Raw genomic sequence first — 18,325 nt, forward strand, 5'->3', positions numbered from 1 at the left:
ATAAAACACCATTATATGTACATGCCCTGGTGGTGAATACTTACATAGAAAGTTCCTATAAATGCATAGACGGGGGGGCACAGATAGAGCGTTACCTAACTAAAAATATTAAGAATTTAGGTGCAGTCGTAAGAAATTATAGCGAGGTCGTCAAAATTGTCGAAAAAGATGGTTTAATAGACCACGTTTTGTTGACAGACGGAGAAAAGATAGAAGGGAAGAACTTTATATCAAATATACACCCAGCCAACACCATGGAAATGTTGGATTCTGCTAGAATTAAAAAGGCTTATAGAAATAGAATAGCCAACCTTAAAAATTCAACTTCAGCTTTCGTCTTAGATGTGGTGTTAAAGCCAAATACTTTCAAATACAGAAACTATAATAACTATCATTTTAGAAGAGATGATGTTTGGAGCAGTAGAAATATTAAGGGCGATTTATGGCCGGATTCTTATTGTGTTTTTGTGCCAAAGTCTTCGAAATCTGGAGATTGGGCTGATAGTTTGACCATTTTAAGTTACATGGAAATGGACGACGTGGCCAAATGGAAGGATACTTTCAGCACTGTTCCACATGACAGAGAAAGTAGGGGACAGGACTATGAGGATTTTAAGAATGAAAGGGGAGAAAGGCTATTAAATGTGGTATATGAGAGGATTCCGGAATTGAGGAATTGTATAAAATCATTTTCCTGTGGAACCCCATTAACGTACAGAGATTATATTGGAGCCAACGACGGAAGCCTTTATGGTATAGCCAAAGATTATAATGAGCCTTTGAAGACTTTTATATCGCCTACCACTAAAATATCTAACCTATTTTTTACGGGGCAAAACTTAAACATGCATGGTATTCTTGGCGTATCCGTAGGTGCTGTTAGAACTTGTGGTGTAATATTAGGTCAAGATTACCTTGTCAAAAAAATAAACCAGTGTTAGCAAAAAAGACAACGGACGTTTTGGTTATTGGAGCTGGTCCCGCTGGCTGTTTAGCCGCAGCTATGCTTAGAAAGCAAGGTTTTAAAGTGACGATGGTGGAAAAACAGAAATTTCCTAGATTCGTTATTGGAGAAAGCCTTTTACCTAGAATAATGAGCCGTTTAGAAGATGTAGGTCTTCTAAAGGCCGTTGAAGCCGTTGGTTTTCAAAAGAAAAGGGGAGCTGTTTTTGTGGAAGATGATAAAGTCTGTGAGTTTGATTTTAGCGAGAAATTTACCGAAGGCTGGGACTGGACTTGGCAGGTAAAAAGAGCAGATTTTGATAAAACACTGGCAGATGAAGTAGCCAAGCAAGGTGTAGAAGTGTTCTTTGAACATTCAGTAGAACATATTGCGTTTTTCGGAACGGACTCTATCACTACAATATTGAACGAAAATGGGGACGCCTATGAGCTGTCTGCAAGATTTATAGTAGATGCCAGTGGGTATGGAAGAGTTATACCCAAAATGTTCGATCTAGACCAACCTTCCTCGTTCCCAGCGAGGCAAACGGTCTTTGCTCATTTACAGGATAATAAACGTACAAACGAGAATAGAATTATAGCTTTAATATTGGAAAAAGGGGCTTGGGCGTGGATAATCCCTTTTTCAGACGGCACCACTTCGGTTGGTATAGTTTCTGATGCTTCTTTTTTTAGTTCTTTTTCAGAAGATACAAAAGAAAGATTCATTGAATTGCTCGCCAGTAATGAATTACTAAAAAACAGATTTGGAGATTCAGCGTTTATTTTTGAACCTAAAACCCTGGGAGGATATTCCATTGCGACTAAACAGCTGTATGGACAAGGATATGTTTTGGTGGGGAATGCTACGGAGTTTTTAGATCCTATTTTTTCTTCAGGGGTAACCTTTGCCGTAGAGTCTGGTCATTTGGCTGGCACTTTGGTAGGGCGGTTTCTAAATAAGGAGGAAGTCGATTGGGAGAAAGAGTACAGTCAATATATGAAGCAAGGCATTGAAGTTTTTAGGGCATATGTGGATGCTTGGTATAAAGGTGAATTGCAGCAAATATTCTTTGCAGAAGCCCCTGACCCCTTAATTAAGAAACAAATATGCTCTGTTTTGGCGGGCTACGTCTGGGATACGCAAAACGCATTTGTCAGAAATCCCGTTAAAGCCTTGAAAGCCTTAAATTCATTTTTGGAAATGAGAAACAGGACCGTATAGCATGAAGAAATTCCTGAAAATCATTTCTTATGTTCTGGTGGGAGTGCTTTCGCTATTTCTGGTAGTCATTCTATGCTTTTATTTTTGGGTTAAAATTGATGAGCCTACACCAGTTCTGGCGGATTTCTTAAACCATGAAAGAGAAACCATTGACAAAGATTTTTATAAAATAGATGGCAACTGGCTGAAGAAAAGTGAGACAGGACTATGGGAACTCTATGTTAAAGGGGGAGGATTTGAGCGTGGTGTAATGGAAGGCAAACTTCAGAAGGAACTAGCTTCGGAACAAGAGGAGGCCTTTGTTAGACAGATAAACAAGATGATTCCCTCCCAATTTCTTTTGAAGCAAATGAAGTATTTCATTGCTTATTTTAATAAGGATTTGGACGAACATATCACTAAAGAGTATCAGGAAGAAATTTACGGCGAGTCCTTATTTGCGTCTGACGATTTTGATTATATAGCTCCCAAGTATCATAGAATGCTGAACTATCATGCCGCACATGATATTGGTCATGCACTACAAGGGAAAAACTTTAAAGTAGGTTGTACGTCTTTTTCTGCCTGGAATGAAAGAACGGCAGACAGTACGCTGATAGTAGGGCGGAATTTTGATTTTTTTGTGGGAGAAGATTTCGCCAAAAACAAGGTCATTAATTTTGTGAATCCTGAGAAGGGCTATAAGCTGATGATGGTTTCTTGGGCGGGTATGATTGGGGCGGTTTCTGGAATGAATGAAAAAGGATTGACTGTTACGTTAAACGCCTCAGAATCCGAGATTCCAACTGCCGCAGCAACGCCTATTTCACTAGTGGCCAGAGAAATTCTGCAATACGCCAAAAACATTAAGGAGGCTTATGAAATAGCCAAGAAAAGAAAGGTTTTTGTGTCCGAATCTTTATTGATAGGTTCTGCGGAAGATGGGAAATCGGCTCTTATTGAAGTGAGCCCTACCAAGGTTGATTTGTTTCCTGCTTCGCAATCAGATTATCAAATTTGTGCCAATCACTTTCAAGGAGACGTTTTTAAGGAGGATGCCATTAATTTGAACAACATTCAGAAAAGTTCCTCTGCATATAGGTTTGAACTGATGACAGATTTGGTCACAGAAAAACCTAAACTGACCGTAGCAGATGCTGTTTCCATACTGAGAAACCAGAAAGGCATAGGGCGTAAAGATATTGGAATGGGAAATGAAAGGGCCATAAATCAGTTGATAGCTCACCACTCTATTGTTTTTAAACCAGAGAAATTACAAGTTTGGATTTCTACAAATCCTTACCAGTTGGGTCAATATGTTTGTTATGATTTGAATAGGGTTTTTGCCTTGGCAGATACGCTGAATACGAAAACAGAATTTTATGAGAAAGATTTGAACATACCTTCAGACCCATTTTTAAAGTCTTCGGAGTTTGAGAATTTTAAAACCTTCAAATATCTAAAGGAAAAAGTTAGAGCTGGTAATATCACCAAAAGTGAGTTGGCAGAATTTGAAAAAACCAATCCTTATTACTACGATACTTATATTTTAATAGCGGCTTATTTGGAGAAGAAGGGGAGGAAGAAGGAAGCTTTGGCGTATTATAGGAAAGCATTGAAAATGGAGATTGCGACGAGCTATGAAAAGGAAGAAGTTTTGTCGGAAATTGATAAACTAGAGAAGGAGAAATGATTCCCGAGATTGAATTAAAATCACTAAGCGAGCAAAAGGCATTTCAAGAGGCAAAATTACCGGAATTGTTTAGATACTTCAATGAGCATTCGGACTTTTACAGACGTATGTTTAAGGAAAAATCTATTGATGTTTCAGACATAAAAACTTTAGAAGATTTACGCAAGATTCCTGTGACCACGAAGGAAGACTTGCAGGCTTTCAATCAGGATTTTATTTGTGTAGAGCCACGTAAAATAATAGACTACATTACCACATCAGGTACATTAGGAGATCCGGTAACTTTTCCGCTTACAGATAAAGACTTGGACAGGCTGGCTTATAATGAGTACATTTCTTTTGTATGTGCAGATGGTAACCAAGACGATGTCTATCAGCTAATGACCACCATGGACAAGCGTTTTATGGCAGGGTTGGCGTACTTTATGGGCATTAGAAAATTAGGTGCTGGTGTGGTGAGAGTAGGAGGAGGAATACCCGAATTACAATGGGATACCATTCATAGAATAAATCCTACGGCCTTTGTTACAGTGCCATCCTTCTTGCTGAAGTTAATAGAATATGCAGAAGCAAACGGAATAGATTACCGTGCCACCAATATCAAAAAAGCCATTTGTATTGGGGAGTCTCTCAGAAATGAAGATTTTAGTTTGAGTACCTTAGGTGAAAGAATAAAGGAAAAGTGGGATATTCAACTTTATTCTACGTATGCTTCCACCGAAATGAGCACCGCTTTTACAGAGTGTTCAGCGGGTTTGGGTGGACATCATCACCCAGAATTGGTCATCGTAGAGTTTTTGGATAATGATAACAATCCTGTAAAAGAGGGCGAAGCCGGCGAGGTAGTGATAACTACCTTAGGGGTGGAAGGAATGCCACTTTTAAGATTTAAAACGGGAGATATCTGTATGCACTATACGGACGCTTGTACCTGCGGCAGAAGGACCATTAGGCTTGGACCTATTCTCGGCCGTAAAAAACAGATGATAAAATACAAGGGCACCACACTTTATCCGCCTGCCCTATATGATGTATTGAATGATATAAAGGGAATAGAAAACTATTTGATTGCGGTATTTACCAATGAACTTGGTACAGACGAAATCTTAGTGAAAGTGGCATCACAAATAGCTAGTCCGGATTTTGAAAAGGAAATAAAAGACCACTTTAGAGCTAAACTAAGAGTAGCTCCTAAAGTAGAATTTATAGATGTAAAAGAAATAGAAAGTCTTAAAAATCCAAAATTGAGCAGAAAGCCCATTCTGTTTCACGACTTAAGAGTCTGAATCTGCGTCAGAAGTCATTTTAGAGACTTTGTTATGTCTGGTGTCAACCACCAGCTTCATTTGAAGAGCAGGTAAAAGAATTTCAATTTTATGGCCGCTTTGCTTTCCTACATAGCCTTCCATGTCTATCATGGGACCAGACTTTAGTTTCACTCTGTCTTGGGCCTCAAACTGCTGCATCTGAATCTCTGAATGTTCAAAGTCGCTCAGCATGTTTTTAATGGCATCTATTTCATGTTCTTTAACAATAGCCGCTTTCTCAAGCCAAAAAAGGTATCTGACCACTCCTGGTACCTTAAAAACCAACGCTCTTTTGTGCTCTTCCAGTCTTACGAAAATGTAAGATTTAAAAAGGGGTTCCTCTACCACCTTTTTCCTATCAGACCATTGTTTTACTTTTTTTAAAACCGGACAGTAAGTTTCTATCCCTATTTCATTGAGCCTTTCGGCTACAATTTTTTCATTTCTTGATTTTGTGTACAATACGTACCAATTCATGGCTAAACTATATCTGGTTGAACGAAGCTAACTTGTTTATTTTACACAGGCAAATAAGCTCCCAAATCCGAATAATCTTTGGGAGATAAAAAAGTGGTAATATGGTCTATGTTTTTAATGAATTTCAGGATATTTATTTTGAACCTAAATCGCCGTGATTTTAAAATATGAAGGATTTTGAAATGTTCTGAAAGGCGTTTGATTTATAAAATCTTGGCATAATCAATTTTATAAATACAATCATTATATTATAAATAAATGTTCTATTAATTATTGGTTTGTTCGTTTTTAAGGACGTTTTTAAGTCTTAGTTTCGTACTAATGTTTCGAAGCCTTATAAATTTAGATAAACATCGAAATGTTATTGATAAAAGATGTTTAACACAGACCAAGGTCGGGATTTAATTAGTCCAGAAGAGTATAGCTTACTTCTTTCTGCAGCACCTTTTATACCCTATTTAGAGCCTTTACCCTTTGAAGCCAGGGCTAAGATTTTTGAAATGGTGAGGTCTGAGAATATTGAGTACAGATACATTAATGGCTCTTGTGAGGATAGAGCTCATTATATTTGTTTGCTTCTTAGGAAAGAGGGTATTTTTACTGGGAAAATCTGGAATTTTGCTCCAGCCAGATATTCTTTGCTCTCAGATGAATTATTTAATGTACCAGACCCTTTTGGCATTTCTGAAACCACCAATTGGGGATATCATGTGGCTCCCTATTTTACTTCTTTTGATGAGGAAGGAAATATAGAAACTTTGGTGATAGACCAGTCTTTCAAGCCAGACAGCCTTTTAACGAAAGAAGAGTGGCTTAAGAGAATAGATTGTCCTAAATCTTTATACCTTTTAACGGATGTAGATTGCTATCTTTTCAATTCTTTAGACGGCTTTTTAGAGGAAAACACGGCAAAGCCCTTGGGACAATATTATCCTCCCACTTATTTGCCTTCTATTATTACTGGAAACTTTTGGTACCTAAATGTAGGCGATGATTATGTTCAAAGAGGCCTCGCCATAAATGACCTAGCCATAAAAATACATGAAGGAAAGGGGCGTTTTTTAGATGACGAGTGGGATTTTTTGAACAAACTACTAATGAACTTCGATTGGCTGGTAAATTATACTTTCTTGCCAAAACCGGTTGAACTATCTGATGAAACAAATGATGCCTTAATGCACTTTTATAACTTGAGGTATACGCATTGGAGTGATAAACTTTGGGAATTGTTTAATTAAGGAATTTTGGAAATAACAATCAGAGAGATAGAAGCTTCTCAAACGTGGGATTTGAGACACACCGTTATGTGGCCAGATATGCCTTATGATTTTGTGAAACTTCCAAAGGATGAAAAAGGGCTACATTTAGGTCTTTTCAAAAAGGAAGTACTGGTTACTGTAGTTTCTTTATTCTTTGAGGAAAATGAAGCTCAGTTTAGAAAATTAGCTACCATAGCCTCTGAGCAAGGTCAGGGTTTTGGCACTAAAATATTATACCATACACTAGAAATGTGCAAAATACGCCAAGTTGATAAATTATGGTGTAATGCCCGAGTGGATAAAACAGCTTTTTACCACAAATTTGGTTTGCAAGAGACAGAAAAGAAATACAAAAAAGGAGGAATAGACTTTGTGATTTTAGAGAGACTTTTCTAATAAAATGTGAGAAAGCATGGTTCTGTTTATACTAAATGTGTTTTTAGAATTTAAACAAAACCATGCGTTCATTTTATAGAATAGGGTTGAATAGACCGAATTGGTAATTTTAAATAATTTAATAATTCGATGCACAAATGTAATTTAGCCAAGTTTCACAACTGTCCTTTACTGTCTAAGCTTGGTACTATTTATTGGTTATTTTTGATTTTTCTCTAATGAGATTTATCTATATTAATTTGAAAGCAGACTGGGTAGTAAAATGTGAAGGTGGAGGAATTTAATAAAAGCCTTTCATTCCCTTTTAACCCAAATTTCATGAAATGCATCACCTTTACTGCTTAAGCCCTTATGGTGCCATTCTCCGTTAATGATTTTGTAGTCAAAGCTCAATTCGGCACCTACTCTAGCGTTATCTCTAGAAAAATATTCTATTTGCTCTATATACTTTCCATGGTCAATGACATATTTTCCTCCACCGGTGCCTGAAAATTTCATGGTGGCAGTATCGTAAGCAATCCATTGAAAATAGTTTCCGAAAAGTACTTTCATCGTTTTTCGTGTTCCGCTTGTATCTCTTCTGCTAAGGCCGTCTTCATTTATTCTACCACCCATAAGCCACTTTCCGGCTAGATCTTGAGCAGTATTACCCTGATTTTTCCAAGAAGATTCTTGCGTATAACGCTGTGATTTAATCCCATCCTTTTCAAAGTCTGAATTAAACTCGAAGTTAACTTGGTATGTGTTGCCTTCTTTTTGGTAGAAACCACCTTTAGTACTTAGAAATGTTGCCGGAGAGCCTATAAAGACAGATTCAACAAAGTACTGATTATCGATAAAAAGCCGGTGTATTTCTTCTTGTCCGTGATTGTTTTCCGTAGAAAACTGATAAACTTTCTGTGCCTTTATAGTGGTATTAATCCCCATAAGGAGAAGTAAGCAGGTTTTGATAGCGACCAATATTTTAGAATTAATCATGATAAATAGCCTTAAGTTTAAAGAATCAAATGACTAAGATAAACAGTAAAAGCTGCTTTGTTTCTATAACATTTGGATAATGATTTTTGAAAATTGACTTAGCCTTTTGCCAATAAATCTAATTCGGCCAAACCTTTTCCATCCGGTGTGGTGTAAAATGGTCTCTGTTCTATTTCATAATTGGTTTCTGGCGAAATACCAAGAGCATGGTAAATGGTTTGGTGAATGCGGTCAATCCTTATAGGTTTCTCAATGGATTTGCAAGGTCTTTCATCCGCTGTTTTTCCATAAACGTGTCCTTTTTTTATGCCGCCGCCAAAAAGAAGCATAGAGCATCCGTCAGTAAAATGCCGGTGCATACCATAGTTTTTCATATCATTGATAATGTCCGGAACTTCCACTTGGTCTTTCACTTTTAGGTCAGGCCTACCTTCGGTGAGCATATCTCGACTAAATTCACTGGCCACTATCACAATGGTGCTGTCTAGTTTACCACTTTTTTCTAAATCTTTAATAAGCTGAGAAATAGGGGTGTCAATCCGCTTTTTCATTTCTTCCATTCTGGTATGTCCATTGTCATGGGTGTCCCAATTCATAAAAGGTTCGTATTCTGAGGTGACGGTGATAAAACGAGCACCCTCTTCAACTAACCTTTTGGCCATAAGACAGCCTAATCCAAATTTTCCTGTGTTATACGTGTCGTAACTTTCTTTGGGTTCTAAATGAATGTCGAAGGCTTTGGCTTCCGGCGAATTGAGCAGGATATAAGCCTGTTCCATAGACCTTTTCAAAGACTCTTTTTGGTAGTCACTACCAAATTCCCCCATAGCAGATTCGCTCAAAAGCTGATTGTATAGTTGATTTCTACTTTCAAATCTTTTGGTAGACATACCAACGGGTGGTCGCACACTATCTAAACCAGAAGTGGGGTCGGGGATAAGAAAAGGACCATGTTCGCTACCCAAAAAACCAGCACTATGAAACGCCTTTAATTCTTCGCCTTCGCCAACTTCAAAACGCTGCCCAATATTTATAAAAGAAGGGATGACTTTATTCAGAGGTCCTAATTCATTAGAAATCCAAGAACCTATATGAGGTACAGTGACAGACTGTGGAGGTTCGTAACAAGTGTGCCAATGATACTGATGACGCGTATGTAAGATGTGCCCTAAATCTGCCGCCACATAGGATCTTATCAGGCTTCCTCGGTCAATAATGTTTCCAATAGATTCCAAACCTTCGGAGAAGTGAATGCCATCTAAGGCCGTCGGAACCGATTTAAAAGTGCTTAAGACGGCATCGGATTGCATGCCTTTGGTAAAGGGTGTATACTTTTTTGGGTCAAAGGTTTCGGTATGAGCCATACCCCCAGCCATAAAAAGTAAGATGACGGAATCGGCCGTGGAAGCTAACCCATTTTTAGTGGAACAGCTAGATAGCAAACTGGAGATGGGAGAAGCCATACCCATGGTAGCTACCGCAGCGGCACTGTGCTTTAAGAAATCTCTTCTGTCCCAATATTTTTTCATGTTAATAAACTAGTTGAAATTCTGGTAGCAAAACCACCGACCACATAAAGTCTTGAATATTTTCTATGGAGGGTTTCTGACCCAATGACGCCTTAGCAATCTCCCGTTCTTTTGGATTCGGGTTCCTGGCTAAAGCTTGTTTAAACATTTCAGAAATAAGATTTTCTGTGTCTGGATAACGTGCCTTCCAGTTTTTAGCCCCCTGTTTTAAAACCTGATTTAACTGTGTTCCATTGGTCATTTCCAAGGCTTGGAGTAAGTTGCCTTGCGATTCCCTGCTGGTACTTACTACTTCTCTGTTTGGTCGTCCAAGAGCCGTTAAGAAAGGATTGTTTTGAACTAAAGATGCTCTTGCTTTCTTTTCCGATGGCAGATAAGCGACGAGCTCGAAGGGTTCATACTTTACTTCGTCCATGTTGAAAACAGGAGCAAAAAGCTGACTTACGGCATCTGAGAACTGTTCAGCAGTCATTCTTTTCCTGACCATTCCTTTGAATTTATAAGCTTCGCCTACCAGTAAACCGGAGCTTTCAAAACCTTGAGAAGGCATTTGGTAGATTTTAGAAGTAGAAATAAGGAAAATAAGCTTTTTGAGGTCATATCCCTTATTTACAAAATCAACTGCCAGCCAATCTAACAAATCTTGACTCCATGGTTCGTTATCCATTTCGTCTACCGGTTCCACCACCCCTCTTCCTAGCATTTGCTTCCAAACCCTATTTACGATGGTTCTGTAAAGTCTTCCATTGGCCGGCTGTACTATTTTATCAGAAAGCTGCTTTAGTTTTACTTCTCTACTAGCGGTACCATCTATTTCTCCTAAACTAGGCCAAAGGAGCCTTGTTGGAGCGAATTTTCCCATTGGAATCTCACATCTATTCATTTCGAGTGGCTCTTCTGAGAATATATTGGCAAAGGCATAGGCATCTTCCAGCTTCCAGTCGCTCACGAAACTATCATGACAAGAGGCACATTTTAGATTTAGTCCTAGAAGCACTTGTCCTACATTTTGAGCCGCTTGCATTTCTGTTCTCTGGCTTGCATTAACCGTTCCTCGCCACTGAATTCCAGCTATAAAACCTTTTGATGATTCATTTGGGTTAAGTAATTCTTTGACAAAGGCGTCGTAAGGTTTGTTCTGTCGCAATGATTTATAAAGCCAATCCGTAAGATTATATCTGCCTTTAGTAATGTAACCTGTACCGGTATAGTCATTTCGGAGGGCATCGTTCCAAAATGTAAGCCAATGTTGAGCATAGCTATCATTATTATCAAGCAGTTTTTGAACCCAAATTTCTCTTTTGTTCGGGCGAGTGTCCGCCACAAAACTCTTCAGGTCTTCATTGGAAGGAATAAGCCCAATGATATCTAGATAGGTTCGTCTTAAATACGTTCGGTCATCTACGGGTTGTCCCCATTGTATTTCATTGTTTTTGAAATATTCATTGACCCATAAATCTATAGGGTTTCTTAAGTTTGGTGTCTGGGCAGGCAGTGTTGGATTTCTTGGAGCTAATTCGGCTACCCTAAAAACAGAGGCTTGCAAAGCACCATCGGGCCATGGAGCACCTTTATTAATCCATAGTGCTATGAGTGCAATTTCGTTTTGGGTCAAAGTTTTACCTTTTGCAGGCATGACATCATCATGTCCTTTCGGTAATGTGATTCGTTGGTATAAATCGCTTTTTTTAGCATTCCCTGGAATAATAACTTTGCCAGATTCACCACCTTCAAAAACATAGGCTTTTTCGTCTAATCGTAGTTCTCCTTTTTGTTTGGCAGAGCCATGGCACTTATAACAATTATGAGCCAATATGGCTCTTATCTCATTGGTAAGCTTTAGTTGATTGGCTTCGCTTAAAGTGTCACCTTGATAAGCTATTAATTGATATTGACCATTGGAACTAGAATAATTAGCGTTTTGACCAGGTAATACTTCGGTTAAATAAGTCTCGCCATGGGTCATGCTGGCACCAAAATGCCCCGCTACTGAAACACCAATGACACTTAGGAATAGCACTAGTCTGTAAGGAAAAACAAGTTTTGTTAGATTTTTTCTAAGTATTTGATGTAGTAATAGCAACAGTATTATACTTAAAACACTGGTGAAAATTCCTGCCCACCGATGAAGGAATAATAGGTCGCCGTCTAGGTTTTCATTTTGAGCTAATAATAAACCAAAAGAAGCAGATAAAACCGCACTAAGGGCACCTATTATTAGAATGAGGTTGATACTCGGTCTTAGTTTAGAATGGAAATTCCTTAAACTTAAAAGTTCAAAAAGAGCAGCTAATATTAATAGGCTGATCGGAAAATGAACCAACATTGGATGTAATCTTCCCAAAAAGGAAAACAGCCAAAAAGTTTTTGACGGCTCGGCATTTTCAGCAAAAAGAAGCAAGAAGAAACTAAGCATAAGTGTTATTGGAGACTAATAAGCCATCATAAAGGTGATGAAGTATTTAAGTCTTTGTAATAGGGTTTGGGTATAAGAATGCCTTAATCAAACTTAATTTGAATTGCCAACTAAACCATCCTTTACTGTACTGCTTACTCTGCTCTTTGACTCGTATTCTCTGCTGTAGGAAAATCAGAAGGAATTGGAATAGTCACTTTGCCCGTGGCTGCCCACTCTGAGCCTCTAAGCAGGCTGGTGATAAAGCCAACGCAGGAAACAGAGTAATCTACATGTCCCATAGGGGTATGAAAAATACGTCCTTTGCCATAGTCAATGGTCATGAGCATAGGTTCGTGTCTATCTGTCCCTTTAAATTCTTTACTAGAATATGTAGTAGCCAATACTTTCATGTTTTTGGCAGGACCTCTTAGTTGATCGTAAAGTTCGTCTTTAGTGTGAAGCCATTTAAGCGGCATTCCTTTGGTGATAGGGTGTTCGGTATCTCTTATTTGAATTTGATATTCATGCTGAGGCCCATGATGCCCCGCATTTCCGGCAGTCATGTCTTTTTGGAGAGTGCCATTGTTGTCATAATAGACGTAAGGGCCGTCTTTTTCTGTACGGTCGCCCCATCCACCAAGAGCTATCATCTCGTTATATGCTGGCCATTCTGGGAAGGAATTGTCTGCGGCATGAACCACCACCAAGCCTCCACCAGATTTAATGAATATTTCAAATGCTTTTTTAGTAGTTTCTGGCCAAGGGGCTGCGTTCCAACCAAAATTGGTGATAACTAAATCATAAGCTTTGAAGTTCGGTGCAAAGTTAGGGTCAGCTTTTGCTTTTTCTAAGGCTTCGGTTTCTGGCACACCTTCAATTGGGAATTCGGCAATGTACTCTTCACCCTTCCATGTGTAAGCAGTTCTTTTTACGTCTACCGTGAATTTGCCACTCTCCTCTAAATAGTTTTTCATCATGAATGTAACTTTTGGCCATTGGTCATGATTGTTTTGCCCGTCTATAATGAGGGTTTTAATCGTTTTCTGTGCAAAGGAGCTTAAAGTAATTAGGCTTAGTAAAAAGTAAAGAGTTAATAGTTTTATTTTCATTTCAAATATTAATTAAGAGGGCTGAATGACGTTTTGCAAGCTAATTCAAAAATAATATTCTTTTGGTAATATCTCTTATATTAACTTTGACGCCTAGCCATATTCATAAAATTATAGCGATAATATGTTCAAAAGCCGAATTGCGGTGTCTTCCTATTTCTTTGTAAATGGTTTTTTATATGCCAATCTCATGGCAAGACTTCCTGAACTCCAATCCTTTTTTCAAATTAGTAACAGTGTTTTGGGCTCCCTTTTGTTTCTGGTAGCCGCAGGAGCATTGACGGCCATGCCGTTTACGGGCTGGCTCACCACTCAGTTTGGTTCAGATGGCATTACAAGAGTGGCAGGTATTTTGTTCTGCATTTTTTCGCCTTTTATAGCCCTTTATCCGGACCTTACTTTTGCAGGTGTTTTCTTGTTTTTATTAGGCATGACTACGGGCTCAATGGACGTTTGTGCCAACGGTCAAGCGGTATACGTAGAAAGGCTTTGGGGTAAACCCATTATCTCATCGTTTCATGCGGTTTTTAGTATAGCAATGGCTCTGGGAGCCGGAGCAGGGAGTTTGTTTTCTAAATTTCATGTTTCTTTATTTTACCATTTGGCTATTCTAAGTGGGGTTTGTTTAGTGATAGTGGTGGTAGCTTCTTTTTATCTGATTAGCGATAAGGAAGTCAATATCAAACAAGACCAAGAAGAGGGCTCGGGTGGTTTTAAATGGCCTTCAAAAGCCATTATCCCCTTAGGGATTATAGCCTTCTGTTCTATGATAGGAGAAGGCTCCATGACAGACTGGTCGGCCATCTTTATGAATAAGGTTGTGGGAGAAGGACCAACATTCTCTGCAATGGCATTTGGCGTATATGCTGGGGGAATGACACTTGCTAGATTATTTGGTGATAAACTAACCGCATTTTTTGGGCACAAAAAGCTTTTAATTTATGATGCCGTTTTGGCTATTTTAGGTCTCGTTGTAGCGGTGTCCTATGTTTCTGTCTATTCGGCATTTATAGGTTTCTTTATGGTGGGTCTGGGAGTGGCTACTGCGGTTCCTATTATTTTCTCCTTGGCAGGAAATACCAAAGGTGTTAACCCTGCCGTGGGAATAGCTATGGCTACAACGATTGGATATACCGGCTTCTTTATAGGGCCTCCTTCCATTGGTTATTTGTCGGATGTGTTTGGTTTGAGGCTAGCACTGGCATCGGTTATTTTGCTTTTTGGACTAATGCTCTTTTTGGTTTGGAATTACATTGATGAAAAGGCTTAACGTTCATAGCCTTTTCATCAAGGAATTTTGTTTCGCTTAACTTTCTGTACTCAAATCAGGTTTACCGCTTATTCTTAGAATAATATAACCTACTATTCCTGAAATAACTGAACCTGCAATAATCCCTACTTTGGCAGAGTCCATATAAATAGGACTTCCAGAAAAGGCAAGGTTGGCTATGAATATAGACATGGTAAAACCTACTCCAGCCAGAATGGAAATACCAATAACTTGGGCGTAAGTAACGTCTTCAGGAAGCTCGGCTAGTTTTAGTTTGATGCTAAGGTAAGATAATAAGGAAACGCCTATAAATTTACCAATAAACAGTGCAATAGCGATATTGACAATTAGCGGGATATCTAAGACCATGTCTGCCGCAAATATGACCCCCGCATTTGCGAGAGCAAAAATTGGCATAATAAAATAGGCCACCCATCCATGAAGCTGATGTTCAAGTTTTTGAAGCGGAGAGTTAAATTTGTTTACAACCTCTTCTAATTCTTCAATCTGTTCTACCTGATCCTTGGTTAAAACTGGGATGTCGGGGTCTTCGGATTTGCTGATTCTTTTTACCACGCTCAAGAGCCTGTGTTTGAAAGAAGCAATGTCAATCTTTTGGCTAATAGGCACAGTGAATGCCAAAAGCACGCCAGCTATGGTAGGATGGATACCAGATTTTAAAAATAAGTACCAAATTATTATTCCTAAGAATAAGGTTAAAGCACCCGAATAAGAACCTTTTAATGATAAATAAGATAAAAGGATAAATGGTATAAGGGTATAAAGTATGAGGTTCCAGTCAATACCAGTGCTATAGAAAATGGCAATGACCAACACTGCACCCAAGTCATCAATAATAGCAAAAGCGGTCAAAAATATTTTCAAACTAAGAGGGACTCTTTTTCCGAGCAACTTGATAATAGCCAGAGAAAAAGCAATGTCAGTAGCCATTGGAATTCCCCAACCGTTGGCCGTCTCAGGGGATTCATTTAAAAAGTAAAATAGGGCAAATGGCGTAATCATACCCCCTATGGCAGCAAAGAGGGGGAAGGTTGCTTTTCTAATAGAATTTAATTCACCTACTAACAGCTCTCGTTTTATTTCAAGACCTATCACAAAAAAGAAAATGGCCATAAGGCCGTCGTTTATCCAAAGAATGAGAGGCTTTTTTAGTTCAAAGCCCTCTGAGCTTATTCCTATTTTATATTCCCATAAAGATTGATAATTCTCGCTAAAGGCAGAGTTCGCCCAAATCATAGCGATGGCGGTAGCTGCAAAAAGCAGAATACCGCTGGAACTCTGAATTTTCGCGAATTTCTGAAAAGGTGTGAGCAGTATTTTTTTGAGCATGTTTGATGATGTGTTTGTCAATATCTTGTTATTCTTCAAATTTCGCATAAATCGGTGGGTTTTACACGAGATTTGCCATCATTCTTGACCAAAAACAGACCAAAACGGATAATTTAAAGGTTATCGCAGCATGTACATTTCTATGAACAACGCTTTGAAAAATGATGTGAGAAACCTTAGTTTTTGGGGCTTTAAAAAATGCTATTTTTAATAAAATTAATGTAATACAAGAACTGCTTCTTTATGATAAATGAGTGTTAATTCATCATCTGCAATCTGTGGATTATCCTTTTTTATTAATGTCAATTGGTAATCACAGATGTCAAAAGTAAATGATGCTTCCTTATCAATATATATCACATTGTCATCACTGACCGAAAATTCATAATCTCCAGTTTCGTGAATAAAATAGGTGTCGTCAGGATTTGATATAAAGACTCTTTTTTCTTCGGTATCAAATCTTAAGGAATGTTGACTGAAGTCGAAGCTTTCATCAAAATGACAAAAGCATTTAACGGAAAAAAGCAACCACTTGCCTTCCAGTTCCTGGGGAATTACATTGTTTTTTTTCGAGCAGGCGACCATAGCCACCGAGAGTAGACCAAACAGAATGAGCTTTTTCATAACTTATGTTTATGTCTGGATAAAGTACTTTGATATAGTAATGTTCAACACCCATAAAAGGTTGTATGTATGATTAAAAAAAAGGTCAAAGAATTATAAATGCTTGACGTATTAGGGGTTCTAAAACTCATTAAAGCTTACCATTCAGAACTTAACAGTAAAACGACATCAATTTTTCCGTTTCCTTTTTGAAGGCACATTTTTTTAACTTATGCTTTTCCAAGTTTATGCTGGCTAGTGCATGATGAATTAACCTAAAGTAGTACGGGTACTATAGCATATAATATGTGTTACCTTTGGATGGATATTTACAAAAAAATGCAGCAAATGAATTCGAAATCTATCATGACTTCCTCCGCTATATTTTTAGGATTGGCGGCTGTAGCTTTTACTTTTGCTCCCGAAGAAATAGTCAACCTTTTGGGCTTAGAACTTGCTAGTTCTATCATTCTACAAATTCTAGGAGCACTATATTTCGGCTTTGCCATGGTCAATTGGATGGGTAAGTCGAATCTCATAGGCGGTATTTATGGTAGGGCTGTAGCCATGGGTAATTTTTCTCATTTTATGATTGCCGGACTTGCTCTTGCTAAATGGGTAATAAAGTATGAAGCTTATGGGGGCATCGCTATTTTGACGAGTATTTATCTGATTTTTGGCGTACTTTTCGGCCTGGTTCTTTTTGGAAAGTTGCTTAAATAAAGAAGCCTTAACACAGTTTTCAACTATTATAAAAGTTTATAAATGTCATTTAATGTTGTACTCCTAGAACCAGAAATCCCTAATAATACCGGAAATATAGGACGCCTTTGTTTGGCCTCTGGTTCTGTGCTTCATTTGGTAAAACCTTTTGGGTTTGAAATAACCGACAAAAGGTTAAAAAGGGCAGGTTTGGATTATTGGGAGCACTTAGAAGTTCATTATTATGATAATGCTGAAAGTTTCTTTCATCAACATCAGGATAAAAAAATGGCTTTCTTCTCATCACATGGAGAAAAAAGCCATTGGGATTTGCCTTTTGAGAAAGACATCTTTCTCATTTTCGGTAAAGAATCTGTGGGACTTCCGAAGGATATTTTGGCAGAGAATACCGAGTTCTTGTATCAAATACCCCTTTTTAGTGAGCATATAAGAAGTCTAAACTTGGCCAATGCTGTAGCTATAGCAGTCTACGAGGGACTAAAACAAATTAGATAGGAAATTATCTCGGTGGTGGCGGCATTCCATCCATTGGTGGTCCATTTCCATCGTGTGGCGGACCTTGCTGCCTGTCTCCTTCCATTGGAGCATGCTGGGGTCTTTTTCCGCTCACAATATCTCTTAAGAAATTTTCAAAAAGTAGTTTTTGTTCGGAATTACAGATTTCTCTAATTTCTAGAAAGTGTTTTCGAGTTGCTAAATCTATGGCTGCGTTTAATTCACCTATTCTTTTAGCGGTAGCTTTGGCAGCATTCTCATCTTCTGTTCCAATTTTACCAAAAAGTCTACTTTTTAATACTTTAATTTCATCATTTTTATCTTTAATGATTTTCTGATGTTCCTCAAAAATGATTTCAAATTGTTTTTTTTGTGAAGCATCGAAATTAAGCATATTCTCTAAATGAGGCTTCCTTTCTTGCTTTGGTCGGGTATCACCATTTCCCAGTATAAGAAAGAGCAATAATCCTAAATTTAAGAGGAGTAAAACGCCTAAAAACCAAAGCCATTTTATGTTTACATTTTGCATTTTTTCATGTTTTTTATAGTCCTTAAGTCTTGGCTATAAATTGACTTCTCAGACGAACTATAG

The 18,325-nt window shown here is 38.2% G+C and carries 17 protein-coding genes; 9 read left to right on the forward strand and 8 right to left on the reverse strand.

Features of this window, described 5'->3' with window-relative positions; genetic code table 11:
- The 4 genes from ACTBZY_RS02435 to flxY form a co-directional block, all read left to right on the forward strand.
- A partial coding sequence (locus ACTBZY_RS02435) for a phytoene desaturase family protein (RefSeq protein WP_463044735.1) occupies positions 1–941 on the forward strand: 941 nt, incomplete at its 5' end.
- On the forward strand, positions 935–2,167 hold the full coding sequence (locus ACTBZY_RS02440; RefSeq protein WP_463044736.1) for an NAD(P)/FAD-dependent oxidoreductase: 1,233 nt from the start codon (positions 935–937) through the stop codon (positions 2,165–2,167). The genes ACTBZY_RS02435 and ACTBZY_RS02440, both read left to right, overlap by 7 nt.
- A 1-nt stretch (position 2,168) precedes the next feature.
- Positions 2,169–3,839 carry a C45 family autoproteolytic acyltransferase/hydolase gene (locus ACTBZY_RS02445; RefSeq protein ID WP_463044737.1) on the forward strand — a complete coding sequence of 557 codons (1,671 nt, stop codon included), beginning with the start codon at positions 2,169–2,171 and terminating at the stop codon, positions 3,837–3,839.
- A complete protein-coding gene (gene flxY / locus ACTBZY_RS02450) occupies positions 3,836–5,125 on the forward strand; it encodes a flexirubin biosynthesis putative acyl-CoA ligase FlxY (protein ID WP_463044738.1) in 1,290 nt (429 codons plus the stop codon). The genes ACTBZY_RS02445 and flxY overlap by 4 nt, the downstream gene beginning before the upstream one ends.
- Here the strand turns inward: flxY and ACTBZY_RS02455 are convergent.
- Entirely contained in the window at positions 5,114–5,623 is a 510-nt protein-coding gene (locus ACTBZY_RS02455) for a UpxY family transcription antiterminator (protein ID WP_463044739.1), read from the reverse strand. The two genes, flxY and ACTBZY_RS02455, sit on opposite strands and share 12 nt — an antisense overlap.
- Positions 5,624–5,997: 374 nt before the next feature.
- Here ACTBZY_RS02455 and ACTBZY_RS02460 point away from each other — a divergent pair, with 374 nt between their 5' ends.
- Together ACTBZY_RS02460 and ACTBZY_RS02465 are read left to right on the forward strand one after the other, a co-directional pair.
- The gene (locus ACTBZY_RS02460) at positions 5,998–6,861 is read left to right on the forward strand and encodes a protein-glutamine glutaminase family protein (protein WP_463044740.1); all 864 of its coding nucleotides are present in this window, start codon (positions 5,998–6,000) and stop codon (positions 6,859–6,861) included.
- Positions 6,862–6,867: 6 nt separating this feature from the next.
- Positions 6,868–7,278 carry a GNAT family N-acetyltransferase gene (locus ACTBZY_RS02465; protein WP_463044741.1) on the forward strand — a complete coding sequence of 137 codons (411 nt, stop codon included), beginning with the start codon at positions 6,868–6,870 and terminating at the stop codon, positions 7,276–7,278.
- Between the two features lie 294 nt (positions 7,279–7,572).
- On the opposite strand, the gene ACTBZY_RS02470 is transcribed toward ACTBZY_RS02465, so the two are convergent.
- The 4 genes from ACTBZY_RS02470 to ACTBZY_RS02485 all read right to left on the reverse strand — a co-directional run bounded on the left by ACTBZY_RS02470 (position 7,573) and on the right by ACTBZY_RS02485 (position 13,292).
- On the reverse strand, positions 7,573–8,256 hold the full coding sequence (locus tag ACTBZY_RS02470; protein WP_463044742.1) for a membrane or secreted protein: 684 nt from the start codon (positions 8,254–8,256) through the stop codon (positions 7,573–7,575).
- Between the two features lie 98 nt (positions 8,257–8,354).
- Positions 8,355–9,785 (reverse strand): DUF1501 domain-containing protein, encoded by a 1,431-nt coding sequence (locus tag ACTBZY_RS02475; RefSeq protein ID WP_463044743.1) that lies wholly within the window; start codon positions 9,783–9,785, stop codon positions 8,355–8,357.
- Position 9,786: 1 nt separating this feature from the next.
- Complete coding sequence (locus ACTBZY_RS02480) at positions 9,787–12,201, reverse strand: DUF1549 domain-containing protein (RefSeq protein WP_463044744.1); 2,415 nt, start codon at positions 12,199–12,201, stop codon at positions 9,787–9,789.
- A gap of 134 nt (positions 12,202–12,335) precedes the next feature.
- Positions 12,336–13,292, reverse strand: coding sequence for a ThuA domain-containing protein (locus tag ACTBZY_RS02485; RefSeq protein WP_463044745.1), 957 nt, complete (start codon positions 13,290–13,292; stop codon positions 12,336–12,338).
- Positions 13,293–13,416: 124 nt separating this feature from the next.
- Here ACTBZY_RS02485 and ACTBZY_RS02490 point away from each other — a divergent pair, with 124 nt between their 5' ends.
- Positions 13,417–14,562 carry an MFS transporter gene (locus tag ACTBZY_RS02490; RefSeq protein WP_463044746.1) on the forward strand — a complete coding sequence of 382 codons (1,146 nt, stop codon included), beginning with the start codon at positions 13,417–13,419 and terminating at the stop codon, positions 14,560–14,562.
- Between the two features lie 36 nt (positions 14,563–14,598).
- Here the strand turns inward: ACTBZY_RS02490 and nhaA are convergent, their stop codons facing one another.
- Positions 14,599–15,912, reverse strand: a complete 1,314-nt coding sequence (gene nhaA / locus ACTBZY_RS02495; protein WP_463044747.1) for a Na+/H+ antiporter NhaA — start codon at positions 15,910–15,912, stop codon at positions 14,599–14,601.
- Between the two features lie 216 nt (positions 15,913–16,128).
- Positions 16,129–16,536: a hypothetical protein gene (locus tag ACTBZY_RS02500; RefSeq protein WP_463044748.1), complete on the reverse strand. Its 408-nt coding sequence runs from the start codon at positions 16,534–16,536 to the stop codon at positions 16,129–16,131.
- A gap of 327 nt (positions 16,537–16,863) precedes the next feature.
- Between ACTBZY_RS02500 and ACTBZY_RS02505 the strand changes: the two genes are divergently transcribed.
- Positions 16,864–17,238, forward strand: coding sequence for a hypothetical protein (locus ACTBZY_RS02505; RefSeq protein ID WP_463044749.1), 375 nt, complete (start codon positions 16,864–16,866; stop codon positions 17,236–17,238).
- Positions 17,239–17,280: 42 nt separating this feature from the next.
- Positions 17,281–17,733, forward strand: a complete 453-nt coding sequence (locus ACTBZY_RS02510) for a tRNA (cytidine(34)-2'-O)-methyltransferase (protein WP_463044750.1) — start codon at positions 17,281–17,283, stop codon at positions 17,731–17,733.
- A 4-nt stretch (positions 17,734–17,737) separates the two neighbouring features.
- Here ACTBZY_RS02510 and ACTBZY_RS02515 read toward each other — a convergent pair whose 3' ends face one another.
- Positions 17,738–18,262 (reverse strand): Spy/CpxP family protein refolding chaperone, encoded by a 525-nt coding sequence (locus ACTBZY_RS02515; protein ID WP_463044751.1) that lies wholly within the window; start codon positions 18,260–18,262, stop codon positions 17,738–17,740.
- Between the last annotated feature and the right edge of the window lie 63 nt (positions 18,263–18,325).

Source organism: Arcticibacterium sp. (assembly GCF_055134445.1).